This is a genomic window from Corynebacterium sp. (assembly GCF_030530965.1).
Lineage (GTDB): Bacteria > Actinomycetota > Actinomycetes > Mycobacteriales > Mycobacteriaceae > Corynebacterium.
Genome location: NZ_JAUMTY010000021.1, coordinates 11,857 through 38,322, shown reverse-complemented (window position 1 = coordinate 38,322; position 26,466 = coordinate 11,857). Strand labels below are relative to the sequence as shown.

The 26,466-nt window shown below is 60.0% G+C and carries 17 protein-coding genes and 1 pseudogene; 8 read left to right on the top strand and 10 right to left on the bottom strand.

The window, feature by feature from the left end; all coding sequences use genetic code 11:
• The 6 genes from Q3981_RS05640 to Q3981_RS05615 form a co-directional block, all read right to left on the bottom strand.
• On the bottom strand, window positions 1-530 hold a 530-nt coding region (locus Q3981_RS05640), incomplete at its 3' end, for a succinate dehydrogenase/fumarate reductase iron-sulfur subunit (RefSeq protein ID WP_303124445.1).
• Window positions 530-2,569, bottom strand: a complete 2,040-nt coding sequence (locus Q3981_RS05635; protein WP_303124444.1) for a fumarate reductase/succinate dehydrogenase flavoprotein subunit — start codon at window positions 2,567-2,569, stop codon at window positions 530-532. The genes Q3981_RS05640 and Q3981_RS05635, both read right to left, overlap by 1 nt.
• 16 nt (window positions 2,570-2,585) lie before the next feature.
• Window positions 2,586-3,347 (bottom strand): succinate dehydrogenase cytochrome b subunit, encoded by a 762-nt coding sequence (locus Q3981_RS05630; RefSeq protein WP_303124443.1) that lies wholly within the window; start codon window positions 3,345-3,347, stop codon window positions 2,586-2,588.
• 323 nt (window positions 3,348-3,670) lie between these two features.
• Complete coding sequence (locus Q3981_RS05625; protein WP_303124442.1) at window positions 3,671-6,247, bottom strand: glycoside hydrolase family 65 protein; 2,577 nt, start codon at window positions 6,245-6,247, stop codon at window positions 3,671-3,673.
• A 113-nt stretch (window positions 6,248-6,360) separates the two neighbouring features.
• A complete protein-coding gene (locus tag Q3981_RS05620; protein WP_303124441.1) occupies window positions 6,361-7,137 on the bottom strand; it encodes an HAD family phosphatase in 777 nt (258 codons plus the stop codon).
• Between the two features lie 140 nt (window positions 7,138-7,277).
• The gene (locus Q3981_RS05615; RefSeq protein WP_303124440.1) at window positions 7,278-9,479 is read right to left on the bottom strand and encodes a malate synthase G; all 2,202 of its coding nucleotides are present in this window, start codon (window positions 9,477-9,479) and stop codon (window positions 7,278-7,280) included.
• Between the two features lie 505 nt (window positions 9,480-9,984).
• On the opposite strand from Q3981_RS05615, the gene aceA reads away from it, so the two are divergent.
• The 4 genes from aceA (at window position 9,985) to Q3981_RS05595 (ending at window position 16,154) form a co-directional block, all read left to right on the top strand.
• Window positions 9,985-11,280: an isocitrate lyase gene (gene aceA, locus Q3981_RS05610; RefSeq protein WP_303124439.1), complete on the top strand. Its 1,296-nt coding sequence runs from the start codon at window positions 9,985-9,987 to the stop codon at window positions 11,278-11,280.
• Window positions 11,281-11,376: 96 nt separating this feature from the next.
• Window positions 11,377-12,873 (top strand): acetate metabolism transcriptional regulator RamB, encoded by a 1,497-nt coding sequence (gene ramB / locus Q3981_RS05605; protein WP_303124438.1) that lies wholly within the window; start codon window positions 11,377-11,379, stop codon window positions 12,871-12,873.
• 344 nt (window positions 12,874-13,217) lie between these two features.
• Complete coding sequence (locus Q3981_RS05600) at window positions 13,218-14,558, top strand: dicarboxylate/amino acid:cation symporter (protein ID WP_303124447.1); 1,341 nt, start codon at window positions 13,218-13,220, stop codon at window positions 14,556-14,558.
• Window positions 14,559-14,618: 60 nt separating this feature from the next.
• On the top strand, window positions 14,619-16,154 hold the full coding sequence (locus tag Q3981_RS05595; protein ID WP_303124437.1) for an NAD(P)/FAD-dependent oxidoreductase: 1,536 nt from the start codon (window positions 14,619-14,621) through the stop codon (window positions 16,152-16,154).
• A gap of 23 nt (window positions 16,155-16,177) precedes the next feature.
• Here the strand turns inward: Q3981_RS05595 and Q3981_RS05590 are convergent, their stop codons facing one another.
• The 3 genes from Q3981_RS05590 to Q3981_RS05580 all read right to left on the bottom strand — a co-directional run bounded on the left by Q3981_RS05590 (window position 16,178) and on the right by Q3981_RS05580 (window position 21,702).
• Window positions 16,178-17,734 carry a carboxylesterase/lipase family protein gene (locus Q3981_RS05590; RefSeq protein ID WP_303124436.1) on the bottom strand — a complete coding sequence of 519 codons (1,557 nt, stop codon included), beginning with the start codon at window positions 17,732-17,734 and terminating at the stop codon, window positions 16,178-16,180.
• 51 nt (window positions 17,735-17,785) lie between these two features.
• Window positions 17,786-19,417: a carboxylesterase/lipase family protein gene (locus Q3981_RS05585; protein WP_303124435.1), complete on the bottom strand. Its 1,632-nt coding sequence runs from the start codon at window positions 19,415-19,417 to the stop codon at window positions 17,786-17,788.
• Window positions 19,418-19,488: 71 nt separating this feature from the next.
• The gene (locus Q3981_RS05580; RefSeq protein ID WP_303124434.1) at window positions 19,489-21,702 is read right to left on the bottom strand and encodes an FAD/NAD(P)-binding protein; all 2,214 of its coding nucleotides are present in this window, start codon (window positions 21,700-21,702) and stop codon (window positions 19,489-19,491) included.
• Window positions 21,703-21,999: 297 nt separating this feature from the next.
• Here Q3981_RS05580 and Q3981_RS05575 point away from each other — a divergent pair, with 297 nt between their 5' ends.
• Entirely contained in the window at window positions 22,000-22,323 is a 324-nt protein-coding gene (locus Q3981_RS05575) for a hypothetical protein (RefSeq protein ID WP_303124433.1), read from the top strand.
• 91 nt (window positions 22,324-22,414) lie between these two features.
• Here Q3981_RS05575 and Q3981_RS05570 read toward each other — a convergent pair whose 3' ends face one another.
• Complete coding sequence (locus Q3981_RS05570) at window positions 22,415-24,022, bottom strand: alpha/beta fold hydrolase (RefSeq protein WP_303124432.1); 1,608 nt, start codon at window positions 24,020-24,022, stop codon at window positions 22,415-22,417.
• Between the two features lie 350 nt (window positions 24,023-24,372).
• Here Q3981_RS05570 and Q3981_RS05565 point away from each other — a divergent pair, with 350 nt between their 5' ends.
• The 3 genes and pseudogenes from Q3981_RS05565 to Q3981_RS05555 all read left to right on the top strand — a co-directional run.
• Window positions 24,373-25,380 (top strand): iron ABC transporter permease, encoded by a 1,008-nt coding sequence (locus Q3981_RS05565; RefSeq protein WP_303124446.1) that lies wholly within the window; start codon window positions 24,373-24,375, stop codon window positions 25,378-25,380.
• A 16-nt stretch (window positions 25,381-25,396) separates the two neighbouring features.
• Window positions 25,397-26,188, top strand: a complete 792-nt coding sequence (locus Q3981_RS05560; protein ID WP_303124431.1) for an ABC transporter ATP-binding protein — start codon at window positions 25,397-25,399, stop codon at window positions 26,186-26,188.
• Window positions 26,185-26,466: pseudogene (locus tag Q3981_RS05555) on the top strand (iron transporter); the annotation flags it as partial. The gene Q3981_RS05560 and the pseudogene Q3981_RS05555, both read left to right, overlap by 4 nt.

The following is a 26,466-nucleotide window of genomic DNA, read 5'->3' as shown; positions in this document are numbered from 1 at the left end:
AACAGGTGCGCTGCACCGTTCGGGCAGGCCGCGACACAAGCGCCGCAACCGATACATGCGGCGAAGTCGAGGGCTTTCTCGGCGTCCGCGTGGTTCATGGGCAGGAAGTCCGCATCGGGGGCGGTACCAGCCATGACGGAGATAAATCCGCCTTGTTCCAGCACGCGATCCAGTGCGGAGCGGTCCACGATCATGTCTTTGATCACGGGGTATGCCGCAGAGCGCAGAGGCTCGATCTTGATGCTGTCACCATCTTTGAAGTTGAACAGGCGCTGCTGGCAGGCCGGCTTGTTCTTGTCCGGTCCGTGCGGGCGGCCGTTGATGGTCAAGCCGCAGGTGCCGCAAATACCTTCACGGCAGTCAGAGGCGAAAGCGAAAGGCTCTTTGCCTTGCTCGATGTAGCCTTCGTTGACGTGGTCTAGCAGCTCGAGGATGGACATTTGCTCGACGGCGTCATCGACATCGACAGACTCGAAGTGTCCTTCGGATTCCGGGCCCGCCTGACGCCAGATCTCTAGATGCAGTTTCATTACTTGTAGTTCCTTGTCATCAGAGGGATGCGGTCGAAGTACAGGGGCTCGGCGTGGCGGATGAACTTGCCATCGCCGTTGTGTTCCCACGCAGAGACGAAGCACCACTTGGAGTCATCGCGCTCTGCCTCACCGTCTTCAGAGAGGTGGTCGTCGCGATAGTGGGCACCACAGGATTCGTCGCGGTCCATGGCGTCAACGCACATGAGCTCCGCGAGATCCATGTAGTCAGCAACACGGTTGGCGTATTCCAAAACCTGGTTGAGGTTATCGACGTCACCCGGGATGTGCAGGTTCTGCCAGAACTCGTCGCGCAGTTCGCGGATGTCCTTGATGCCCTTTTCCAGATTTTCGACGTTTCGGGACACGCCGCAGGAGAAGTACAGGATGTCTCCCAGCTTGCGGTGGAAGTATTCCGGCCCGTGCGGGTCCTTCGCCTGGATGTTCATCAACTTCTCGATGCGCTTCTTGGACCGCTCCAGAGCTTCCTGGGCGGCCGGCGAATCAGCCGGGAGCACCTTCGTGCCCAGCAGCGGCGCCAGGTAGTTCGGAATCGTGAACGGCAAGGTGAACCAACCGTCAATCGACGCCGACAGCAGCGAGTTCGCACCCAAGCGGTTCGCGCCGTGGTACATCCAGGATGCCTCACCAGCGGCGAAAAGGCCGGGGATGTTCGTCATGTCGTTGAAGTCGGTCCACAGGCCACCCATCACGTAGTGGCAGGTCGGAGCGATACGCATTGGTGTTTCGTATGCGGATTCACCAATCGTCTCTTCATACATCTGGATCAAGTTGCCGTAACGCTCCTTGATCACGTCCTTGCCCAGACGCTGGATAGCGTCGCGCAGATCCAGGTACACGGAGTTGTGCAATGGCCCGACGCCGTATCCACCGTTGATCTGCTGCGAGTTCGCACGGGAGGCGATATCGCGGGGGACGAGGTTACCGAACGCCGGGTAGCGACGCTCCAGGAAGTAGTCGCGCTCGTCTTCGGGAATGTCGTTGGGGTCGCGGTCGTCGGCCTTCTTCTTCGGCGTCCAGACGCGGGCGTCGTTACGCAGCGATTCCGACATCAGAATCGTCTTGGACTGCCAGTCCGAGTTCACCGGGATACCCGTCGGGTGGAACTGCACGAACGACGGCGATGCCATGTAGGCGCCTTGGTCGTAGGCACGCATGATGGCCGACGCGTTGGAGTTCTTCGCCAACGTGGACATGTAGTAGACGTTGCCGTAGCCGCCGGTTCCGAGGATCACGGCGTGGCCGGTGTGGGCAGTCAGTTCGCCCGTAATGAGGTTACGGGTGACGATGCCTTGGCAGCGGCCGTCGTCGATAATGAGATCCATCATCTCGTTGTGGGTGAAGATCTCAACCGAGCCGGCACCAATCTGGCGCTGCAGCGCGGAGGTCGTCGCCAGCTGGAGCTGCTGGCCTGTCTGACCACGGGTGTAATAGGTACGGGAGACCTGGACACCACCGAATGAACGGGTGGCCAGCGTTCCGCCGTACTCGCGGGAGAACGGTGCGCCCACGGCATTCATGTGGTCGATGACGCGCGGAGATTCTTCCGCCAAGCGCCAGCAGTCGTTCTCGCGGCAGCGGTAGTCGCCGCCCTTCACCGTGTCTTTGGTGTGGTTGTAGGTGGAGTCATTGTCCAGCTTCTTCGAGCGAGACGAGTTCACACCACCCTGCGCGGCAATCGAGTGAGCACGGCGAGGAGCGTCGTGGTAGGTGAAGACCTTGACGTCGTAGCCCAGCTCGCCCAGTGCTGCGGCGGCAGCTCCGCCGGCCAAACCGGTACCGACGACGAGGACCGTGAACTTCTTGCGGTTCAGGGGTGAGACCAGCTTGAAGTGTTGCTTAGCGTAATCCCACTCGTCGGCCTGCGAGAGCCCCTTCATGTGAGGAGCGTTGTCCTTTAATTTGGAGCCCAGGGTCACTCCGGGGACGCAGGAATCAGGCGCGGTGAAATTCTCAACAGCGGTGTCGTAGTCGAAGTCCGGCCCCTGATTGTGGGGGTTCTGAATAACTGCACTCATGTTTTGTAACCTCCGCCTACAGTGATATCGCGCCGGTCAGAACAGCGAGGGGAATCGAAATGTTGCCGATCATGATGATGGCCGGAACTATGTAGGCGACCAGCAGCATCACCTGACGCCACCGGTGTCCGGTAATTCCGAGATCGGAAATGGCCGTCCAAATGCCGTGCGACAGGTGGACGAACAGAATCACCATGGCGAGGATGTAGAAAATGGCAACGCCGGGACGATCAAAGCTGTGAATGAGGTTGGCATAAGCATTCGCGTGACCGGGGGTGTTCTCCTCAAACTCACTCGATCCGATCGGCCGCACGCCCAACGTCAAATCCAAAATGTGGAAGATGATGAACAGCAGCAGGACCAGGCCCGTCACAACCATGGACCGTGCTGCAAAGGTGTTCATTCCCGACACAAGCCCGGTCCGGCGGAACTTACCCCGTGACCGCCGTGCGCGCCCGTGCAATGCTAAGCCGCAGTACACGTGCAGAACTAAGCAGACGAGAAGAACAATACGTGCGATCCACAGAACGCCCTCACGCGGGAACAAGGGTTCGAGCGCCGTACGCAGGAACTCTGCGTAGTCGTTGAGGTGCTCTTCCCCCATGTAGATCTTTAAGTTACCGATCATATGGACGAGCACGAACAGCCCGAAGATAAGGCCCGTGATCGCCATCGTCATTTTCATAGCCCACGACGGGAACGCCGGCTTGTCGCGGAGCGGATCCGTCGTTATTTTACCGTGAACAATGGCGTCACGGTTCGCGTTTTTTACAGTCATGGCACCTCCAGTGTCAGCCTTACTGTACGACGACGAGGGAGGTCCACTCCACTTACACTGCTACCGCGTGATACACATCACTAGTGGTCAAGACGGGTTTTTCGCAACTACGTCTTTGCGTAATTCTTTACCCCCACTGACCATTCAGATAAATAGGTGGAATTTTTCGGCCATGACCTGCAATGTTAATGCTGTTTTCTTCGTGCGATGCAGCCCGTTAGCGTAGCCTCAACAGGCCAGTTTAGGTAGAAACACGGACATTTCCTGACAACTCGATGCCCCCGGTTGGGGGCTGGCGGTGTCAGTCCGGTATAAGCCCGACGTTAGTCGTCGTCGAGGTTGCGCTCACCAGGCAAAGCAATGGTCATCGGCTCGTGAGTCACGACAACTTCGCGGCCACCGACCTCAATGGGGCCGACGTCGTGAAGCCCCTCTTCCACCACGAGTTCGACGGAGTGACGTCGGATAGCGACGCGAATGCGGCACCCGTGAAGAGTGATCCGGTAAATGAGCTCTTCCCACTCGTCGGGCAGCCGCGGGTTGATGCTGTAGCGGCCCTCGTAATCGCGGAACCCGCCGAAGCCGTACACGAGCGCGGACCACACACCGCCGGTGGACGCAATGTGGACACCATCTTTCGTGTTCCCGTGCAAGTTGCCCAGGTCCACGAACAGGCCACGGAGGAAGAAATCCATCGCCTTGTCTTTGAGGTCCAGCTCCGCAGCGACGATGGACTGGACGACGGCGGACAGGGTCGAATCGCCCGTAGTTAACTCGTCGTAGTAGTTGTAGTCGGCCAGCTTCTCTTCCCGGGTGAACCGGTTACCGCGCAGGAACAGCGCCAACACGACGTCGGCCTGCTTGATGATCTGGTAGCGGTAGATGGTGAGCGGGTGGTAGTGCAGCAACAGCGGGCGCTTCGGACCGACTGCGGGGTCGTCGAGGTTCCAGCGCTCGCGCTCCAGGAACTGGTCATCCTGGGGGTGGATCCCCAACTTCGGGTCCAGCAAGATGTGCATGTGCTCGGCTGCTTTATCCCACAGCTCTATTTCTTCCTCATCCAGGCCATACTGTTTCGCCAGGTCAGCGTAGTCATTGGGGCGGTCGGCCTTCATTTGACGAACAACATCCGCAGCCACGCGCAAGTTATATTCCGCCATGACATTGGTGTAGAGGTTGTTGTTCACCACGGTGGTGTACTCGTCAGGCCCGGTGACGGAGTGAATATTGAATTCGCCATCCCGGTCAAAGAAGCCCAACGACATCCAGAACCGCGCCGTACCCACCAAAATGTGGATCCCTTCACGCAGCAGGAAATCCGTATCTCCCGACGCATACACGTACTTCATGAGGGCGTACGCAATGTCCGCATCAATGTGGTACTGGGCGGTTCCTGCCGCGTAATACGCACTTGATTCCAGACCGTTAATGGTGCGCCACGGGAACAACGCTCCGTCGTGAGATAGCTCCCGGGCACGCTCCTGAGCAGCGGGAAGCATGAGGAAACGGAACCGCATCGCGTTCCTGGCGAACGACGGGTTCGTGTAGCTCAGGAACGGCATGACATAAATTTCCGTATCCCAGAAATAGTGGCCGCCGTAGCCGGACCCGGTCATTCCTTTCGCGGGGATGCCATGCCCATCGGCACGCGCCGAGGCCTGTACCAGCTGGAACAGGTTCCACCGCACGGCCTGCTGGATGGCCGGCTGGCCAGTGATTTCCACGTCGGAGCGTTCCCAGAACGCATTGAGCCATTCCCGCTGGTTCTGCTGCAAGGCAGGGAATCCCACCTGCACCGCGCGGTTAATCGTGCGCGCACAGCGGAAGGCCAGCTCCTCAGCCGCCACATGGCGGGAGGAATGGTAGGACACGAACTTTTCCAGCCGTATCGTCATTCCTTGTTTGCCATTGAGGTGGTGAACAACGCGGGCGTTATCGTCACGCACGCGCGCATCCACTTCCACGCCCGCTTCTTCACGCGTGTTCAGCGATTCCGCACCCGGCATGTCCACCGTCAACTTGTGGTCCATGCTGCAGGTCACGGTCATGCCGGACTCGGCACACCGGTATCCCAACGTGGCGCGCTCTGGCGCGGGGTGGGCCCGGAATGTCGGGATCAGGACGCGCTCTTCAATCGTTTCGCCCTGGCGTGGGTCCTTTTCCGCGGCACTGTTCGTGCTGTTCCCGTTGCCCCCACCGTGGTATTCGTCCTCGCCATCCTGGCGGTTCAGAATTTGCGACGAAATAACGACGGCCGCGTCGGCGTCGAGAAGCTCAACCTCCAAACTCATGATGGCCAGGTGTTTCTCCTGGAAGGAGATCATCCGCTCGGACGTCACCCGCACGCGCTTGCCCGACGGGGTGCGCCAAATGAGGTTGCGGCGCAGGATGCCCTCGCGGAAGTCCAGGACGCGCTCGTAGTCTTCGAGGTCGGCGCTGCCCAAGCGGAGGGGTTCGTCGTCAATATATAGACGCATCGGCTTGGCATCGGGTGCCGAAACCAAGGTCTGCCCCTTGCGGGCTAAGCCGTAGGCGTCCTCCGCGTGGCGGATGTTCCATGTTTCGTGGAGGCCGTTGATGTAGGTGCCGTGGTAGGCGGAGTCGCGCCCTTCGGAGGGGTTCGCGCGCATACCCATGTACCCGTTGGAGAGGGCAAAGATGGATTCAGATACCCCCAGGTCCATGCGGTTGGGGACGCGTTCAATGAGCCGCCACGGGTCGACGGGATTGTTTTCGCGGTCGATGGTGGACTCAGGGTCAACCCCGTGGTGGTGGCCGTCGGCGCGGGCCAGTAATCCGTCCTGGCGGCCGTCATCAATCGAGCCCTTTTGGTCCTTATGTCCATGGCGACGGGCAGCAAGAAAAGCTTCCGACGTCGCTTGCGATGCTTTCGGGCTCATTCACTCTCCTAGGGGTCCTTGTGGTGACGTTAACGGCATGAGCTGCTGCAGTCACAGCCTATCGACCAGGCTACCGATCCGTAGGTTGTGGGTTGGCTGGCAGGGGGCCTTTTTTACACCAGCTCGCCGAGGTCGTCAACGACGGCATCGGCCCCGGCCTTCAGCAACGCGCCTTTCCCAGCACCACGATTGACGCCGAGAACGTACCCAAATTCACCCGCACGGCCCGCGGCCACACCGCTGGTGGCGTCCTCAACGACGACGGCGTCGGCAGGGGTGAGGCCGAACAATTCAGCACCATAAACATAGGTATCGGGCGCCGGCTTCCCCTTGAGCTTTTTCTCCTCAGCGATGGTCCCGTCGACAACATGGGGGAAATAATCAGTGAGCCCGGCTGATTCCAGAACCCTCGACGTGTTCTTTGACGACGACACCACACCCATCTGCACAGCATCCGACGGGTGGGACTCGTTGTGTTCCTTCATCGCGTGAAGCAGCTGCAAAGAGCCAGGATACGGATCCATTCCGCGCTTAAGAAGGTCGAGGAAGTCGCGGTTCTTGCGCAGCCCTAACCCGGTGATGGTGTTATCGGTGGGGTTGTCGTCGCCATCGAGGCCTGCGTCGGCACGATCATAAGGAAGAGAGATGCCGCGCGATTCTAAGAGCGCTTGAATGGCCTCATCCCGACGACGCCCGTCCAGGTAATCGAAGTAATCCTGGTCGGTGTAGGCGCGCTCGCCGCGCTCTGCCAGGAACGCCTGGAACATCGTCGCCCACGCCTGCTGGTGGAGCGTCGCCGTCGGCGTGAGAACCCCATCGAGGTCGAAGAGCACGACCTTGAATTTCAGAAGATCCTGAAGCGTTGGTGTATCTGCTGACTGCGTCACCACAAGTTACCTTTCTGCTCGACCTTCACCGTCTACGTATGAGGGTACCCATCACCTGTGACAGACGCAGCAGTTACAGCACCAACGCGGAAGGATCCTATGCGGCGGGCCCGGCGCGGATCCGCCGCAGGACCGCGCGGAACCTATGCGATCCCCTCGCGTTCCTTGAATTCGCGACGGCGCCGGTGCAGGATCGGCTCGGTGTAGCCAGAGGGCGACGTCGTCCCGTCCAAAATCAGGTCCTTCGCCGCCTGCCAGCCAATCGACTTGTCGTAATCAGCCGACATCGGGCGGTACGCCGGGTCTCCCTCATTTTGCTTATCGACGACTTTCGCCATGCGCTTCAGAGCCTCGATCACGTAATCCTCCGTGATGATGCCGTGGCGCAGCCAGTTGGCCAGCAGCTGTGAGGAAATTCGCAGCGTCGCGCGGTCTTCCATGAGGTCAACGTCGTGAATATCCGGAATCTTGGAGCACCCCACGCCCTGCTCCACCCACCGGATGACGTAGCCCAGGATGGACTGGCAGTTGTTGTCCACCTCTTCCTTAATGTCCTCGTCACTCCACTTTCCGTCCGGCGAGACGGGGACGGTCAGGCGGTCGCGGTAGTTATCACGACGCCCAGCAGCGCGGAGTTTCTCGTCGACGGTAAACACGTCCACCTGGTGATAGTGCGTGGCGTGCAGCGTCGCTGCGGTGGGCGACGGAACCCACGCGGTGGTGGCACCTTGTTCGGGCTGGCTGATCTTTTCGGCCAACATGTCGGCCATGAGCTCGGTCTTTGCCCACATGCCCTTACCGATCTGCGCCTTGCCGGGCAGTCCGTGAGCGATGCCAGCGTCGACATTGTTGTCCTCGTAGCCCTGCATCCAGGGGGCGGATTTCATTTCGCCCTTGCGGATCATGGGGCCGGCTTCCATGGAGGTGTGGATTTCGTCGCCGGTGCGGTCCAGGAAGCCCGTGTTAATGAACGCGAGCCGCTTGGACACGGCCTTGATACATGCATCGAGGTTCAGCGTGGTCCGTCGCTCTTCATCCATCACCCCGACCTTGATGGTGTTCTCCGGGAGGCCCAGGAGCTTCTCGGTGGCACCCAGCAGGTCGTTGGTGAATTCCACTTCCTCCGGCCCGTGCTGCTTGGGCTTCACGATGTAAATCGAGCCATTGCTGGAGTTGTACATGGGGTTGTTTTTGTCAATCCCCGGGATGCCGCACACGGCGGTCATGACGGTGTCCATGATCCCCTCGAACACCTCGGACCCGTCCTCCAGCAGGATCGCCGGGTTGGTCATAAGGTGGCCCACATTGCGGGTAAACATCAAGGTACGGCCGTGAACGGTGAAGGATTCGCCGTCCGGGCTGGTGTATTCGCGGTCGGGGTTCAGCCGACGGGTGAACGTCTTGTCTCCCTTGGTCACTTCTTCTTCCAGCTCACCGGTGTTCAGCTGGAACCAGTTGCTATATCCCAGGGTTTTATCGGTGGCATCGACGGCGGCCACGGAGTCCTCAAAGTCGATCAACGTGCTGACGGCGGCGTCGAGAATAATATCCTTGACTCCGGCCTTGTCGGTGGATCCGATGGGGGATTCGGGGTCGATCAAAATGTCGATGTACAGCCCGTTGTGCCGCAACAAAATCGACGTGGGGTTGGACTTGTCCCCGGCATATCCGGCGTAGACGTCCGGTTCGCGCAGCTCATGCTTCTCGTCATTGACATAGCCGACGAAGGAGCCGTCGGAAATGTCGTATCGGGTGACATCGTGGTGGGACGCGTCGACCAGGGGAACTGCCTTGTCGAGGAAGTCACGCGACCATGCGATGACCTTATCGCCACGGACTTTGTTGTAGCCACCGTTGCCCTTTTCTGCTCCGCCGTCTTCGGGGATGGCGTCGGTGCCGTAGAGAGCGTCATATAACGAACCCCACCGTGCGTTGGCGGCGTTCAGCGCGAAGCGGGCGTTGAGCACGGGAACCACCAGCTGAGGGCCACTGGTTTCCGAGATTTCGGGGTCGATATTGACGGGGTCGATCTGGAAGTCATCGTCATTGTCCACCACGTAGCCGATCTCGTGGAGGAAGGCGTCGTAATCGTCGATGTTTTGCTCGCCGGGGTGCTCGGTGTACCACTCGTTGAGCTTGGTTTGCAGTTCCTCGCGGCGGGCTAAGAGTTCCTTATTGCGAGGCGTATAGGTTTTCACGATGTCCGCGAAGCCGGACCAGAAAGCGTCGGGGTCCTGGCCGGTGCGGGGAAGAACCGAGCCGGTAATGAAGTCATAAAGAGTGGTGGCCACCTGGAGGCCAGCGACTTTGGTGCGGGGTGTGGTGTCGGACGTGGCGGTTGTCATAGCTTCTCCTTCGGAACATTCGGAACGACAACTGTTCTCGGTGGTGTTGCTAACACTGGTGTGGCTAACCCTAAGGGAGTTCGGTGTGCGGCGAAACACTTTTTAGCTAATCGGTGCCAGATATCCCGTCAGCTCCCCCCGCTCTTTTTTGCTGTGATCCACAAAACACTATGGAGTGATGCGAGCCACAGCACCCAGTTATCTAGATCATATTTTGTATTAATGCAGCTCATTGCCGGTTGTCGATTTTGTGATCTGAAACATACGGTGGCGTAAGTTTGCAAACTTTGCAAAATCCCCCACTACCCCCGCACAAAGATACGATCAGAAAAGTCATTGACGTGCGTTTTCTCATCGGTAAAGGTTAAGACCACGCCAACGAGGCCACCACGGCCACCGGCTACACAGACATTCACCGAAATCGCAATGTCCGGTTTTCTACGGACTTAGCCCGATATGTGGGTGTCAATGTCTCCAGAACTTAGACCTCATAGGAGTGAGCACAATGTCTACGGTTGGACAGGCCCGTACCGCTGAAGAAATCAAGAAGGATTGGGAAACCAACCCTCGCTGGAAGGGCATCACCCGCAACTACACTGCGGAAGATGTCGAAGCGCTCCAGGGCACCGTCGTCGAGGAAAACACCCTCGCCCGGCGCGGCGCCGAAATCCTTTTTGACGCCATCCACGAAGAGGGCGACGGCTACATCAACGCCCTCGGCGCTCTCACCGGTAACCAGGCTGTCCAGCAAGTTCGCGCTGGGCTGAAGGCCGTGTACCTGTCCGGTTGGCAGGTTGCGGGCGACGCTAACTTGGCCGCTCAGACCTACCCTGACCAGTCTCTGTACCCTGCTAACTCTGTTCCGCAGATCGTGCGCCGCATCAACAATGCACTTCTTCGTGCCGACGAGGTTGCGCGCATCGAGGGCGACACCGCCGTCGATAACTGGCTGGTCCCCATCGTTGCCGACGCCGAAGCCGGCTTCGGTGGTGCTCTGAACGTCTTCGAGCTACAGAAGGCCATGATTCAGGCCGGTGCGGCCGGTACCCACTGGGAGGATCAGCTGGCTTCGGAGAAGAAGTGTGGTCACCTGGGCGGCAAGGTGCTGATCCCCACGCAGCAGCACATCCGCACGCTGTCGTCGGCGCGGCTGGCGGCGGACGTTCTGAACACGCCGACCGTGATCGTTGCCCGCACCGACGCCGAGGCCGCGACGCTGATTACCTCGGACGTCGACGAGCGCGACCAGAAGTTCATTACGGGCGACCGCACCGCTGAAGGCTACTACCACGTTCAGAACGGGATCGAGCCGTGTATCGCGCGCGCCAAGTCCTACGCCCCCTACGCGGACCTCATCTGGATGGAGACCGGCACGCCTGACCTGGAGCTGGCCAAGAAGTTCGCCGACGGTGTCCACGAGGAGTTCCCCGACCAGCTGCTGGCGTACAACTGCTCGCCGTCGTTCAACTGGTCCTCGCACCTGGAGAAAGACGAGATCGCGAAGTTCCAGAACGAGCTGGGCAAGATGGGCTTCAAGTTCCAGTTCATCACCTTGGCTGGTTTCCACTCACTGAACTACTCGATGTTCGACCTAGCCTACGGCTATGCACGCGAGCAGATGACGGCCTTCGTGGACCTGCAGAACCGCGAGTTCGAGGCTGCCAAGGAGCGCGGATTCACCGCCGTCAAGCACCAGCGGGAGGTCGGTGCCGGCTACTTCGACCGGGTTGCCACCACGGTGGACCCGAACTCCTCGACGGTTGCGCTGAAGGGTTCCACGGAGGAAGGCCAGTTCCACTAGGCCAGTCCGGGCCGGGCACGCGGGTGCGCGCGGCCCGCGTCGACAAATCTGCGCAAAACCCCTTTATCGCTCGCGACGACGCTCTATTGTTGTCGCATGACCACTGGAGCTGAGAAAGAGGGCTCGTCCTCGCGAGTGTTCGTCGGGACGCGCCTCAAGCAGCTCCGCAAAGAACGGGAGTTAAGCCAAGCAACCCTTGCGCATACTCTCGGGCTCTCTGCCAGTTACGTCAACCAAATTGAAAATGACAGTCGCCCGCTGACCTCGTCGGTTCTCCGGAAAATCACCCATGTTTTCGGAATCGACGAGGCTTTCTTTTCGCGCGACGACGATTCCCGCCTGGTCGCCGAGGTTCACGACGTCACCCTGGACCGCGAGGTGTGCCCCACCAGCATTGATGTGCACGAGGTGGCGGATCTCGTGCACACTCACCCGGAGCTTGCCCGCGCGTTGGTGGATATTCACCGCCGCTATCGCAATGTGTCGGACAAGTTGTCGCTGGTCACGGAGGAGCGTAACCGGTCGGATGTGGAGGATTCGTCGACGGGGTCCGACGCGCTCACGATGCCTCACGAAGAGGTTCGTGATTTCTTCTATGCGCGCCAAAACTATATTGATTCGCTTGATGTTGCGGCCGAGGAGCTTGCCAGGACACTGGGCCTGGGCGTGCCCAATATCAACCACGTCGAAGACTGCGTCGCCACCCGTCTGACCTCGAAATATGGGGTCGACGTTCGCTATATTTCACACCTGGATAGCGTCGGGAATGAGCACCCGGATACCGTCGAGCACATGGTGCAGCACCGCTTTTCCCCCGACACCGGCGTGCTCACTATCGACGCGCATCTCACGTCGGGGCAGAAGGCTTTCCGCATGGCTACGGAGCTTGCCTATTTAGAGGTCGGCGATCAGCTTCATTCTCTTGTCGACGAGGACCCGCGGTTTACGTCCGACGAATCCCGCCAACTCGCGGTGCGGGGCGCGGCAACGTACTACGCGGCGGCTTTGGTGCTGCCGTACACCAATTTCCACGCTCAGGCTGAGCGCGCCGGATATGACATCGAGTACCTATCGACGGCCTACGGCATGGGCTACGAGACGATCTGCCACCGCTTATCGACCCTGCAACGCCCGAAGCTGCGGGGAATACCGTGGACCTTTGTTCGCGTGGACCGCGCTGGGAATGTGTCCAAGCGGCAATCGGCGACGGGCTTTCATTTCACACATTCCGGTGGCACGTGCCCGTTGTGGAATGTGTACGAGACGTTTTCTTACCCAGGGAAAGTGATGCGCCAGCTAGCGCAAATGCCGGATGGGCGTACGTATATGTGGGTGGCGCGGACGGTGAAACACTATCGACGACGGTTCGGCCAGCCGGGAAAGGTGTTCGCTATTGGCCTGGGGTGCGAGGCGCGTCATGCGGAACGCACGGTATATGCCGAGGGCCTGGATCTCTCCAACCTGGCGGCGGCAACGCCGATCGGGCCAGGGTGTCGAGTGTGCAGCCGTACCGAGTGCCCCCAACGCGCATTTCCGTCAATTCTTCATGACATACGGATTAATACGCATAGTTCGTCGGTCAACCCGTATTAGCGCGTACTCATGGCGTGGCGGCGAGTGTCGGCCGAGCGCGAAGTGTCTGCCAGGCGACGATTTCCACGCCGATGAGTGATATGTCACGCCAGGAATAGTTGGCCATTGTCATGGGTTGGAACCAGGGACGCCACCACGTAATATGTGCGTCGGTTATAAATAGACAGACCAGTCTGCACGGGCTCCGGCTTGACCAGCCATGACACCTCCCGCCGCCCCGCACGCAGGTCCCACAGCGAAGGAGACACATGGCCGATTCAGCTGACACGAAACTCGACACAAAACTCGACAACGACGCCGAACGCAACGACACCGTCGATAAGAAGAAGCTCCTCCCCGGGTGGATGACGGGGTTCGGCGCGCAAGTGATCGCCGGCCTCATTATTGGCCTGATCCTCGGCTTTATCGCGCGCGCCCAAAGCAACGGACTCGGCGGCGACAAGGAAGGCTGGCTGGGCGGGCTGCTCGACGGCGTCGGCACTGCCTATGTGCAGCTTCTGAAAGTGATGATCCCGCCGCTGGTCGTCACCGCGGTGATTACCTCCGTCGCAAACCTGCGGAAAGTGACCAATGCGGCCAGGCTCGCAATCAGCACACTCGTGTGGTTCGCCATTACCGCTTTCTTCTCCGTCCTCACGGGAATTATTGTGGCGCTGGTTATGAAGCCCGGTGAAGGTACCAGCATCGACGCGTCTACGGCTGCGGACCCGTCGCATACCGGCAGCTGGCTGGCCTTTATCGAGGGGATCGTGCCGTCGAATATCTTGGGGCTGGGCGCATCGACCGCATCGAGTGGCGATGGCATTGACCTGTCCTTCAATGTGCTCCAACTGCTGGTCATTTCGCTGGCCATCGGCATTGCGGCTGTGAAAACCGGGCACGCGGCGGAGCCTTTCCTGCGGTTTAATGAGTCTGTTCTCAAGATTGTTCAAACCGTGCTGTGGTGGATCATCCGACTGGCGCCGATTGGCACGGCCGCGCTGATCGGGCACGCTGTGTCCAACTACGGCTGGGACGCGCTCGGTTCGCTGGGCAAGTTTGTGCTGGCTATTTACGTAGGCCTGGCCATTGTGCTGGGCATTATCTACCCCACGGTGCTCGCCACGAACGGTCTTTCCGTGTCGGGCTTCTACCGCCGCGTCTGGCCCGTGACCAGCTTGGGCTTCGTCACGCGCTCGTCGATGGGGGTTATGCCCGTTACCCAGCGCGTCACCGAGCAGCGCATGGGTGTGCCGTCGGAGTATGCGTCCTTCGCTATCCCGCTGGGAGCGACCACCAAAATGGACGGGTGCGCATCCGTCTACCCCGCGGTCGCCGCGATTTTCGTCGCACAGTTCTATGGCACTCCCCTGAACTTCACCGATTACCTGCTCATTATCTTCGTCTCTGTTATCGGTTCCGCGGCGACGGCCGGTACGACCGGTGCGACGGTCATGTTGACATTGACACTATCGACGCTGGGCCTCCCGCTGTCCGGCGTCGGCTTGCTGCTAGCTATCGAGCCGATTATCGACATGGGACGCACGGCTGTGAATGTGACTGGACAGTCCCTGGCCACAACTGTGGTGGCGAAGCGCGCCGGGATTTTGGACACGGCTACGTGGGACGCTGGCGAGCATGACTGGGAGGAAGTCCAGAAATCCGAAACGGGCGAGGAAGCCCTCGCGGGTTCACACGCCGTATAATTCGGCGTGACTTAAGCTGAGGCTTCGGCTTCGGGCGATTTTCGGGTGGAGGGAGTGCCCATGACTCAAGCGTTTGTTGTGGGCAGTGGCCCGAATGGCCTCGTGGCGGCGGTCACTCTCGCACGGGCTGGACATGCTGTCACTGTCGTTGAGGCTCAGAGCACCATCGGGGGAGGTGCCCGTTCCGCCGAACTGACCGTGCCCGGGCTCATCCACGATCACTGCGCGGCGATCCACCCGCTCGCACTGGAGAACCCGCTTCTTCGGTCTTTGACCAGCGACGATAACGCGGGGTTGGAGTGGTTGTGGCCGTCGGTGCAATGTGCACACCCGCTTCTTCGAACTGCACGGGGTGGCCTTGCCACTGGTTTCGCTGGTGCTAAATCTGGTGGAGCCGCGCTGTATCGCGATGTCCACGCCACCGCCCAGCAGTTTCCCACTGCACACGACCGGTTCTGGTGGGAGCGAATTTTCCGTCCTCTGGCCAGCAATTTCACAGAGCTCGCGTCGGATATTCTTCAGCCACCCTTACGGCTACCCCAGGCTCGGACAAACGGACGTAAATGGGGAAAACTCCTTCAATTCGGCATTCCCGCAGGCCTCCCCGCCGCTGTTACTTCCCGGTTATTGCTGTCCGCGGAGGCTCGCGCGCTCTTCGCCGGCGTCGCTGCACACGGGTTTCGGCCGTTGACGGGCCCCGGCTCGTCCGCCATCGGGATGATGCTCACCGCCGCCGCACATGCTCGCGGCTGGCCCGTCGCCAGGGGTGGTTCTCAGTCCATCACCAACGCCCTTGTTCATGCGCTGGAACAATCCGGTGGGCAGATTACGACCGGTAACCCTGTCCGATCCTTGGACGACCTCCCTGCCAGCGCCGACGACATCGTCATGCTGGACACAACACCTCAGGCCGCTCTGGAAATCATCGACGCGAGCCGACGTCCTCCGCACGTGCCCGCGCATGTTCGCGCTGCTCTGTCGCGGTATAAGTACGGGCCGGGCGTTGCCGTCGTGAATTTCGCCATCGAGGGAGGTATTCCGTGGACGTACCAGCCGGCCCGGCGCGCGGGAACCGTGCATCTGGGTGGCTCGCTGCGCGATATTCACGCTGCTGAGCGAGAGATCAACCGCGGACGACTGCCGGAGCATCCTTTCGTGTTGGCCACCCAACAGTACGTTGCCGATCCGTCGCGGAGCAGGGGAAACCTCCACCCCGTCGACGCCTATGCGCACGTACCGGCCGGATACGCGGGTGAACGTTCCGACCAGCGCGACGCGTCCGCGCTGTGTGCCTCCATCGAGAGCGTTATCGAGCAGTACGCGCCAGGGTTCCGCGAGAGAATCGTCGCTAAGAAAATCAGGACTCCGGCGAATGTTGAGCATGATAATGCCAATTTTGTGGGTGGCAACATCACGACCGGGGCGAACACGCTCGGCGGGTTGGTGGGCAGGCCGAGATTGTCGACGAACCCCTACGCGGTCACCGGCCGCGGCGACGGGCCACAGGTGTACCTGTGTTCGGCGGCGACGCCTCCGGGTGCGGGGGCACACGGGTTATGCGGCCTTTACGCTGCTCAAGCGGCACTTTCGCACTAGAGGCGGCACTAGCCGCCCTACGTTCACCCGAAGTTCGCGAAGTCCACGCTCGACCAGGCCTCGCGCATGTCGTGGCGCGGATCGTTCACGGTCGTTTCGCCGTCGTCGCCAAAAATGTGCGTGGATCGGTCGTCGGTGTAGGGGGTGAAGCCGGGGTTTCCGTCGTGAATAAAGTCCCGCCACCTGTGTTGCATTGCTGCCGTCGTTTCTTTGATGCGGTCCAACCCGCCGAAAGTGAAGGCTTTCGATGCCATTCCGGCGTCGTATCGGCCGAAGAGCAGCGGGAGGTCCCAGGTGTGCGTCGCGCCGAGTCCGAAGGCTTTGAAGAATGGTGTGGAGGCGTCGATGCGGTACATCCACACGTTGCTGGGCGACCACTGCTCTGCTAAGGCGATGGACGGGCCCCAGAACAGGGCGTCGCCGAAGAGTTCTGCGCACTCGGTGCGTGAGCGGCCATTGCGGTACATGTCCCGGAACACCTCAGCGGCGTTCGGGCCGATGGATTCCGCAAAGGTCTGGGCGTGACGACGTTGCGTCGTCGTCGAGACTTTCCTGAGCCGCATGAAATAGTATTCGTGGCTCACTGTTCCGATCAGCAACGGAACTTTTCCGCCAACCCCGGGGGCGTCGGGCGTGATGTCGAGCGGGTGGCGCGGGAGGAGGTCGCCGTCGATAACGGGGGCGAAAGGCCCTCCGAACTCCAGGTTTTCCACATTTTCTTGGAGTATCGCCCCGCTGAGTTTCCCGATTGTGCCAGAATCCACCGCCACCGGATTCTGGCATTTATCGAACAGGCGGTTGGCCCACAGGGCGGCTAAGTCCGGGTGGTGGACCATCGCCAGCGGCGGCGAGAGCATGATCACGCCCGCGATGACATTCTCCAGCTGGGGCACAGCGGTGAGGGACGAGACCAGTGCACCGCCCGACGATTGCCCCATCGCGATAATTCGATGCGGATCGCCACCGAATGCCTCCGCGTTGTCACGGACCCAGGTCAGGGCGGTTATCCCGTCGGAGAGTTGCGTGTTGGTGTCGAAACGGTCGGCGGGGACGTCGGACTGCGACGTGCCGTAGCTCAGCGACATTCCGCCTGCGACCCCGAGCCGGTAATTCACAGCGACGACGACGGCGTCGAGTGCCGTCGCCAAGTACTGAGCGGAATACAGCCTGTTGGCGGCAGACCCGAATGCGTTGGAACCGCCGTGGAAGAAGACCACGACGGGGCGGCGGGCTGACGCATCGACCGCTGTTCGTGACGACGGGTCGCGGGGGACGACGACGTCGAGCCACAGGCAGTCTTCTGATCCGATGACGCCTTGGTCGGCGTTGCGGATTTGGATGCAGGGACTGCCGGACTGTGTTGCTAAAAGGGGTGTTGACCACGGCTCTTTGGGGCGGGCGCGGCGAAAACGAAGGTCACCGGTGGGCGGTTCGGCGTACGGAATGCCGCGGAAAGCGGCCACGCCCGTTTCCGCATGACCTACCACCGACCCGGTGGTGGTATTCACGGTCCAGTTATCGCGAAATGACCGTTTAGGTGTTGAAGTTAAATGAGAAGAATCGTTAACAGGAATAGACACATTGACAAATATAGTAAATGCAGCGAACTAACGATTCCTTATTTGGCGAAATTAATTCGTTAGATCAACGTCTGACCAGGCCCGACGCAGCTCACCCGATGGATCTTCCGCTGTATGCTCCCCCGCATTAAAAATCTGAGTAGCAAAGCCATCACTAAATGGTGGAAATTCTGGATTACCGGAATGAATAAAATTCTTCCACCGCTTTTGCATCACAGCGCTGGTGGCCCGCATCTGATCGTGACCACCTAAATACAGCGCGTCGGGGCCTTTGCCGGAATCGTAGCGCTCAAATAAGAGGGGGAGGTCCAGGGCGTGCGTGGCACCCAGCCCGGACAGCCGAAGCGACGGCGTCAACATATCGAGCCGATACATCCAGGCTTTCCCTTGTGGCCACCGCGACGCTAATTGCAGTGACGATGCCAAGAACAAAGCGTCGCCGGCGAATCTCCCGCATTCCGCGCGGGTCCGGCCCCCGCGGTAGAACTCCGCCAAAATCTCCGGGGCACTCCCACCAATGGACTCGGCCAACCGACGAATACGCGCACGTTGGGCGCGGGTGGTCATGCGCTCCCACCGCATGACCAGGTATTCATCGGCGTTCGTTCCGATCAGGAGCGGGATGTTCGCCGCTGGGGTGCCGTCGTCAACAGGTTCTTCTCGACGTTCGTCGCTTCGTTCGTCGGGGGCAGTTGACTGGCGGATATCCAGGGGATGCCGAGCCATCAGGTCCCCGTCGACAGTGGGCGCGAACGGTCCGGAAAACTCGAGGTACTCGTCGTTAATGACGTTCAACCGTTCGGTCAGGTGCGCGAGTTCCATGGCCGAGATGCCGTTGAGGTCCGGATTTTCGGCCCGCGCGCGGTCTGCCCATCGGCCGGCGGCTGCAGGTGAATGGACCATCGCGACGGGCGGGGATTGCGCGATGGCTCCGGCGATGATCCCGCGGAGTTCCGGTACGGCGGTCAGCGCGGTCACCATGGCGCCGCCCGAGGATTCGCCCATGATCGTGATGCGCTCCGGGTCTCCGCCGAATGCCTCGGCATTGTCGTGGACCCACCGCACAGCCATCACGAGGTCTGATAAGCCAGGGTTGGAGTCTGCCCTGGTCGTGGACTCCGTGCTGACGACACTTGCCTCGTCGGCCGTGTAATTGAGCGACAACTGCCCCAAAATTCCCACACGATAATTGACCGCGACAACCACCGCGTCCATGGCTTGCGCGAAATACTGCCCGGTGAGCAACGGTTCATTGGCAGAACCGTGAACATTGGACCCACCGTGGAAGTACACGACGATGGGGCGTCGGGCATCCCGATTAATCATGTGAGACTGGCCTTTGCCCGAACGGCCTTCGCTTGACCGAGCAGCCGTATTCGGAACAACAACGTTGAGCCACAGGCAGTCCTCAGAGCCCACCCACCCCACGGACTTGTTGCGGTATTGAGCGCAATAGTCGCCGGGATGGTCTGCGATCAGCGGTTCCGTCCACGGTTCCACCGGTTGAGCACGCCGGAATCGCAGATCACCGCGCGGCGGTTGCGCATACGGAATTCCGCGGAAAGCAACGACGCCTGTCTCGGCATGCCCCTTGATCGGGCCGGTCGTGGTCTCAACAATCCAGGCGTCGCGGAAGCTGTGGTTGCGTCGTGACTGGGTGCGGGCGTGTGTGTCAGCGTTCATGGCTCCGGTCATGGTGTGGGCCAGTGTAGAGGAAGTGTGGCCAATGATGTCGAGACTGCTTGCCGACGACGCTACCCACGTTCGATCCCGAGCGCACTTGCCGCTGCCGCATCCGTTTCCTGGAGCATCAGCGGATCGGTCCCCGGCATCGGCGAAATGGTGGTATCCGCCCGCATCTCTTGCAGCGGAATGCCCAACATGTGGACGCGCGGATCGATCGTGCCGTCGGGGTGGATAATCCGGCATGTCTCCATGTCAACTTCGGGCGCGCGAGTCGGCGTGAGGTGGTGTGCTGCGCTGTCGTCACGGTTCGCACTGCCGTCGCCACGTTTCGCATCGTCCTCATGCGGTGTATGCAGGGCAAATGGCCTCATTCTTCCCGACGACACCAGCGCCCGCGTCAGCGGATCGGTACTCCTATTAACGCTTGGCTTGTGCTGCCACGCGTCGATCAGCGTCGTTGAGTACATCGGGTATGCACCGGTGGTCGGCGAGGTCAGCACGAACTGCGGTTCGACGCCGTGGTCGGTGGTGACGCCGACGATCGGATCTGCGCCCGCGAAAACGACGAGGCCAGCGTCGATAAGCGCGATCAGCTCCGCGGTGCGGAACGCGGGCGGCCCGGAGCCGACGTTGGCACCGATCCGGACGAACTCGGCGTAGTCCCCTCTGCGTGACTCTGGCGTGAACCTTCCTGGTTCGTCAGCGATGGCGACGGTTTTGCGCGCGGCTCCGATGACCTGCAATCCTGCTTTGACCGCGGATTCACGGCCCCGGCGCGCTTCGGCCAGGTCATTCTTCAACGCCTCTTTAACCGCCTCGGTGAGGGCGCGGATGGCAGATTCGGCGTCCACTGTGTCTGAATGTGTCTCCTCCTGCAGCTCTGCCGCGATCCTGGCCATCGGATCGGCGTAATAAGGCAGGTCAAAGCGGTCCGCGGGGGCGACCAGCTCGTCGAGCCGGGGATCATTGTGAAGCGACCACGGGTCTGTGGCCGGGTCGTCGATAATGCGGAGAACCTGGCGGAGTGCCTCGTCGGAGTCGCGAAGAAGGACGCGATAGTAGGCAGCTTGTGCGTCGCGCAGGATCGCCGGCCAGAGGGTTGTGGAGAAATCGATGCTGCCCGCTGGCGGATCACTGGGGAGCGCCTGGACGGCGGACTTCAGCCGAGGCATCGGGGCTGCCGGCGGGAGCGACCCAAATACGGGTTTTGGCTGGTAGGGGTAGCCGTGGTGGGACGTCACGATGAGCCGCGGTTCTCGGCCGGAGGGCTTGTAGGTCAGGTCAAACGGGGAAGACGACGTGCGCTGGAACTCTCCGCCGCGGTCGATGGTCAGCCTGGCCATGAGGTCAAAGAAGCCCATGCCCAGTCCTCGCACGATGACGTCGGGTCGGTGTTCGTGTAGATCTTGCTGTGCCGACTCAGTGGTGTCGTGTCCGCCAGCAATGCTGTCGAGGTCCTGGTCAGCGGGGTGCCCGGGGTGGATCCAGGTCAGGTTCGGATGCGCGTCAACACTCGCGGCCAGCACCGATTCGGCGGTGTTCGGGTTGGTGTCCGTCCAGCCGAGCGCCAAAATGGTGGCGTCGGCGTCGATCGATGTTCCGTCGGAAAGCGTGATGGTGTCCTGAGAACTCTCCGGTGCAGCGTGTGCTTCTTGCTTGCCGACGGGACCATCGGTGTCATCATGCCCATCCGCGCCAGCGTCGTTAGGCCGAATATCAACAGCACGAGCCTTGTGAATATGCACGGTAACGCCCGGAATTGCCCGAAGTCGGTCCACGGCGATGTCGAATACCCACCGCAGATAATGCCCGTATAACGCGCGCGAAGGGTGCGATTCCGGACGGGATTGACGGATTTCTGTCTCGTATTCCGCCGGCATGGTGGGCGGGAATTCGCGGAACAGCTCCGTTTTCTTGCGTGCGCGGGAGGAATCGGAATCCGTCGGCCGTGGCTGTACAGCATCGCCGCGGAGCAATTGAAACCACTCGTAGAGCGTCGGGCCTTCCAGAACGGGACCACGCACACTCGATCCCGGTTCAGTGAAGAGCGTCACCGCGTCTGCCAGCGTGTTCATGCATAGCGTGGATGATTGATCAGTCCGCCACACACGGCCCGCGCCGGGTTCGACGTCGTCAATAAGGTGAATAGCGATGTTGCCAGCGGAGGTCACGGGCTTGTTACCGGCTGACGCCTGATCTGCCGAGTCTCGCAAGAAACTTCCGAGGCGTTCCACGACCGAGATCCCGCGTGGTCCGCCGCCAACAATCGCTATCGTTCGCATAATGCCACGGTAGCGCCCGGCCCTCAGCGAGAAAAGACAGGGCTGTCTATTCTTCGTTGCGGAGAAATAAAAGGTAGCCAAGTGGCGTCCTAGCAGTTCCCCAACAGCCTTCACACCACCGCCAGCGATAAAAGGCTCTCTTAAGCCCACTGAGTATGGGACCTATTGCACGCCCTACATTGACTATGTAACACTACCTATCGATGGATTGGGCCCTTGGATCAACCTCTTTGAGGCGGAGCGCACCAAGCCGAAGGTCGCCATAAACACCGCAAACATCAACCTGCAGAGGAAACTATGGACACATACACTTTTGAAACTAGCAAGCTAACTCTTCCTGAAATCAAAAGTAAATTAGCTTCTCTCGAAGGGTTTTCGGTTGTTTCCGAATCAGACCATTCTTTCAAAGCCAAACTTGGGAATAGTCTTAAGTATCGCCTGCTGGGTAGCCTTATCTGGAGGAATTATCTAGCCCCAATGAAGGTCTCCGTGACTCAAGAAGACGGGCATTCTCGCGTGAACTTAGCCCAACCCGGCGGTTACATTTTCCATCTCAAAGGTAAAAACGAACAGTTTTACCAAGACTCTTTCTCCAAGGTGGAACAGCAACTCAACGGATAAATGAGACCGGGAGGTGAAGGGTAGAACTTAACTACCCCGTCACCTCCCGTTTTTGCTGCTAACTAAACCGCACACACAAACGCGAAGCTGTCTATTCCCCATTCATATACTCAGCAACAATCGGGGCAGCGTCGTCAAAGTCATTCACCAGCACACCGTGGCTGTAACCCGGGTACATGTGAAGGTCGCCACCCATCGCGTCGCGCATCTCGGGAGCTCCCGTCCCGGTGACCGCGGTGTCCTTGTCGTAACCGAGGTGAAGCGGCTTAACTTTCAACTTGTCCCCGGACACCTTCTTGAACGGTGTGTTCGTCGGCCAACCATCGCAGTACGCGCCGCTGGCCAGCATGTTTTCGTTCAAATCAATGATGTCCCCCGGCACAATAAGGGACGTGTAATAGGGGATCAGCTTGGATCGGTCGGGCGCCGTCGCATTTTCATTACAGGAGACGACGTTGCCCTGAATAGTCATCGCCTGAACAAGTTGTTGCTGAATTTCCAGCTGCTTCTGTTCCTCCGGCGTTGGTTCGCGGCCGTTATCGCCCTCATCCGCGTCCGACGATTCTCCCGCATCAGCGTTCGCATCCCCCGCCTGCGTCTTCTTCGTACTCAAGTATTCCGCCAGCTTGGGCCACGATTTTTGGCTATACAGCGTCCCCATCACCATCGAGTTCGGGTCAGCGAATTGATCCGGCGAAATCGCGTCGGTATAGAGCTTCACCGCATCGATCACCCTGCCGGTGCGCCACGCGACGAGATCAGCCGCGTTCACCAGAGCTACGGCAGCCTGTGCGTAATCGTCGGGAATTGCTGAAACATCGTGACGGTCCGCTGATTGCGGGCGAACAGGGGCCGACACTCCGTACTCATCATGAATCACGGCGGCGAAGGATTGATACACCTCACGCGGTGTGGTCCCCAAGTGGTACTCGCTATCCCGCTCGGCAACCCAGGAGAAGAATTCATGTATCGCTTCATGGCGAATAGCTTGTCGCTTTTCTGCGAGACGAAAAACAAGGTCATTGGGGGATGCGCTTGAATCGAAAATCGCTTTATTAGTATGTTCCGGAAATAAAGTGGCATACGTACTCATCAGCGGACCTCCATAGGAAAGCCCATAAAGATTGAGCTGCTTTTCGCCCAATAGTTTCCGCGCTTCTTCTAAATCACGTGCCGTATTTTCCGTATTTACTGTTTTTGTGTACCCCGGATTATGCGATTCGCACGCCTCATAAAGCATTCCCGCCGTCATATATGGCGTGGTGATCTCCGGCTCACAATTCAGCGGAGTACCCCACGTCAGCCCGCGTGGCTCCACCGCGATGAGGTCATAATTCTTGCCGACGCTCTCAGGCAGATGAGCCACCTGCGTCCCTTCGCCTTTATCGCTGGGGTCGCTGAACATGCCCAGCGCGTCGCCACCAGGACCACCCGGGTTACCCGCAATAACACCCTTCTTCTGCCCACTAGCGGGGATTTTGCTCATAGTGAGTTCGATGGTCCCCGCCGACGGATCGTCGTAATCTTTCGGAACGGTGAATGTTGCGCACGTCGCACGGGCAGCTACTCCGGACCCTTCTGGACATGGCCCCCACTTCAGTGGCGATGACGGTTGTTGCGCATCCCCGGCATGTGCTGGAACCGCGGCGGAAAAGATCAACAATGTGCTGGCTAGAAAAGCTGCGCCGTGTTTCTTCATAATTCACCTTTCTGAGTTACCGTCCATGTATATCAATAGATAAAGCGCGCGCATATCAATAACACGCGCAGGCGGCACATCGTGGCGGGCATCCGAGAGTATTTCCGCTGTTCATCCACCCGTTTCAGCTTTTATAGAAAATGTGTTTTACTTTCGGTGAGTGTTTTTCTGGAGGTTCACTGAACCGCTCCCTGCTATAGATTTCGCCAAGGAATCACGTGAATAACGGTTGTACATCGTCACCACCCCGCACGTCGTCACGACGACGGATCCGCGGGGTTTCGTTCGGGCGTCGCTCCCGCCGGGATCCGTCCGAGCACACGCCCCGGCGCGCTCCACTCTGGCTATTCCTGCTGATAGGAGCGGCTGCGCTGATCATCAGCCTTATTGCATCAACGACGTTTGGTTCGGCCCAGTACGACGTCGGCCAAGTGTGGTCTGTCATCCGGGCACATTTCGGGGGCGCAGGAACACCGGACGCGTCGTTGGATTCCGTGGTGTGGGATTTGCGCGCTCCCCGGGGAGTGTTGGCCGCCATCGTCGGCGCCGGCTTGGCACTGGCGGGCGTCGCTATCCAAACTCTGGTCAGAAATCCGCTGGCCGACCCGTATTTGTTGGGGATTTCGTCGGGTGCCAGCGTGGGGGCAACGTCGGTGATCACCTTGGGGTGGTTTTCGTCGTTCGGCCTTTTCGCGCTCACCGGCGGGGCGTTGGCCGGGGCGATAGCCGCCACCCTCACGGTGTACTTCGTTGCTATGGGGCAAGGCGGGCTGACGCCGTTGCGGCTTGTTCTCTCCGGAGTGGTGATCAGCGCCGCGTTCAGCGCGATCGCCAATTTCATGATTTTTAAGTCGCCCTATGGGCAGGCCGCGCAGGGCGTGATGTTTTGGATGTTGGGTTCTGTCGCGGGCGCTACGTGGTCCAAGCTGTGGATCCCGTCGGCTATTGTGGCTGTGACTTTTGCGCTCCTCATGGCGGTATCGTCGCAGCTCGATGCGTTAGCCGCCGGCCCGGACACGGCCGCTGCACTGGGAATCAATGTCGCCCTACTCCGCCAGTGCCTGTTCTTCCTTCAAGCGATTCTGGTGGGTGCGCTGGTGGCGGTCTCGGGCGGAATTGGTTTTGTTGGCCTGGTGATCCCTCACATTGCGCGGCTCCTCGTTGGCCCGCGCCACCGTCGGCTCGTTCCCGCCGCCATGGTCTGCGGCGCGATTTTTCTGGTGTGGGTGGATGTTCTGGCGCGCGTCGCCGCCATCCCGCAAGAGATCCCGCTTGGTGTGGTGACCGGCATCATCGGCGCCCCGGTGTTCCTGATCCTCATGGGGCGCTCGCACTACAGGTTCGGGGGTCAAGAGTGATGTTTGGGGGCAACCGATGACCACACTCGAAGCGCGCAACGTCTCATGCACAATTGCACATTCGGACCGGGTCATCCTCCGGGACGTGTCATTCACCGTTCCGTCTGGCGGCATGACGGCCATCGTCGGCATTAATGGCGTCGGTAAATCCACCCTCCTTCGGGTCCTCGCGGGCATTCACCGCCCGCATTCTGGTCGTGTTCTTATCGACGACGGTACCGACGTCCACTCTCTTCGCCCGCGCGACCGGGCGCAGCGCATTGCGTTCATCGGCCAAGAGGAAGCACCACCGGATGATCTCCTGCTCGGCGAAATGGTGGCCTTGGGGCGGATTCCGCATCTGAAGCCGTGGCAAACCGGTGGGAAGAAGGAACGCGACGTTGTGACAGCGTCGCTGGAGGTCGTCGGCCTCGCGGACAAAATCGATCACCGGTGTGACCAGCTCTCCGGCGGGGAGCGTCGTCGAGCCATGTTGGCACGCGGATTGGCCCAGGATACGGACCTTGTTCTTCTGGACGAACCGACTAATCACCTGGATGTCCGGTATCAGCTGCTGCTTCTCGACGTGATGCGGGCGTCGGGTCGCACGATCTGCGCCACCATTCACGACCTGGATTTGGCGTTTACGCACTTCGACCACGTCATCGTCCTCGGCGACGGTGGTGTTCTTGCGGCCGGGCCGCCCGAAGAAACGTTAACGGAGAGCACCGTTGCGCACGGCTTTTCCGTGAATTCCACCCATATTTCTACCGCGAAGAATTCTTTACATCTCGTGGTGGAAAGCTTACGAAAGGATACTGCACCGTGAAGCAGAACACTGTGGACGGCACCAAGAAGTTAAAACTCAGCGACGGAGGCCATCGTCGTCACTCTGTGAGGATCATCGCAACCTCGGCGCTCATGGCCAGCCTGATTATGGCTCCGCTGGCAGCGTGCTCCAGCTCGGACAATTCCACCAGCGCTAGTGGCGGAAATGAGGGCGGCAACTCGGGCCCGGTCACCGTCAAGAATTGTGGTAAAGACGCTACGTATCCCTCGACGGCGAAGCACATGTACGTCAATGACGGGAACATGATTGCCACCACG

Excerpts from the sequence above, each read along its gene's own strand:
- Q3981_RS05635 (WP_303124444.1), bottom strand. The coding sequence starts at position 2,569 with ATGAGTGCAGTTATTCAGAACCCCCACAATCAGGGGCCGGACTTCGAC.
- Q3981_RS05630 (WP_303124443.1), bottom strand. The coding sequence starts at position 3,347 with ATGACTGTAAAAAACGCGAACCGTGACGCCATTGTTCACGGTAAAATA.
- Q3981_RS05625 (WP_303124442.1), bottom strand. The coding sequence starts at position 6,247 with ATGAGCCCGAAAGCATCGCAAGCGACGTCGGAAGCTTTTCTTGCTGCC.
- Q3981_RS05615 (WP_303124440.1), bottom strand. The coding sequence starts at position 9,479 with ATGACAACCGCCACGTCCGACACCACACCCCGCACCAAAGTCGCTGGC.
- aceA (WP_303124439.1), top strand. The coding sequence starts at position 9,985 with ATGTCTACGGTTGGACAGGCCCGTACCGCTGAAGAAATCAAGAAGGAT.
- ramB (WP_303124438.1), top strand. The coding sequence starts at position 11,377 with ATGACCACTGGAGCTGAGAAAGAGGGCTCGTCCTCGCGAGTGTTCGTC.
- Q3981_RS05600 (WP_303124447.1), top strand. The coding sequence starts at position 13,218 with ATGACGGGGTTCGGCGCGCAAGTGATCGCCGGCCTCATTATTGGCCTG.
- Q3981_RS05595 (WP_303124437.1), top strand. The coding sequence starts at position 14,619 with ATGACTCAAGCGTTTGTTGTGGGCAGTGGCCCGAATGGCCTCGTGGCG.
- Q3981_RS05585 (WP_303124435.1), bottom strand. The coding sequence starts at position 19,417 with ATGAACGCTGACACACACGCCCGCACCCAGTCACGACGCAACCACAGC.
- Q3981_RS05580 (WP_303124434.1), bottom strand. The coding sequence starts at position 21,702 with ATGCGAACGATAGCGATTGTTGGCGGCGGACCACGCGGGATCTCGGTC.
- Q3981_RS05575 (WP_303124433.1), top strand. The coding sequence starts at position 22,000 with ATGGACACATACACTTTTGAAACTAGCAAGCTAACTCTTCCTGAAATC.
- Q3981_RS05570 (WP_303124432.1), bottom strand. The coding sequence starts at position 24,022 with ATGAAGAAACACGGCGCAGCTTTTCTAGCCAGCACATTGTTGATCTTT.
- Q3981_RS05560 (WP_303124431.1), top strand. The coding sequence starts at position 25,397 with ATGACCACACTCGAAGCGCGCAACGTCTCATGCACAATTGCACATTCG.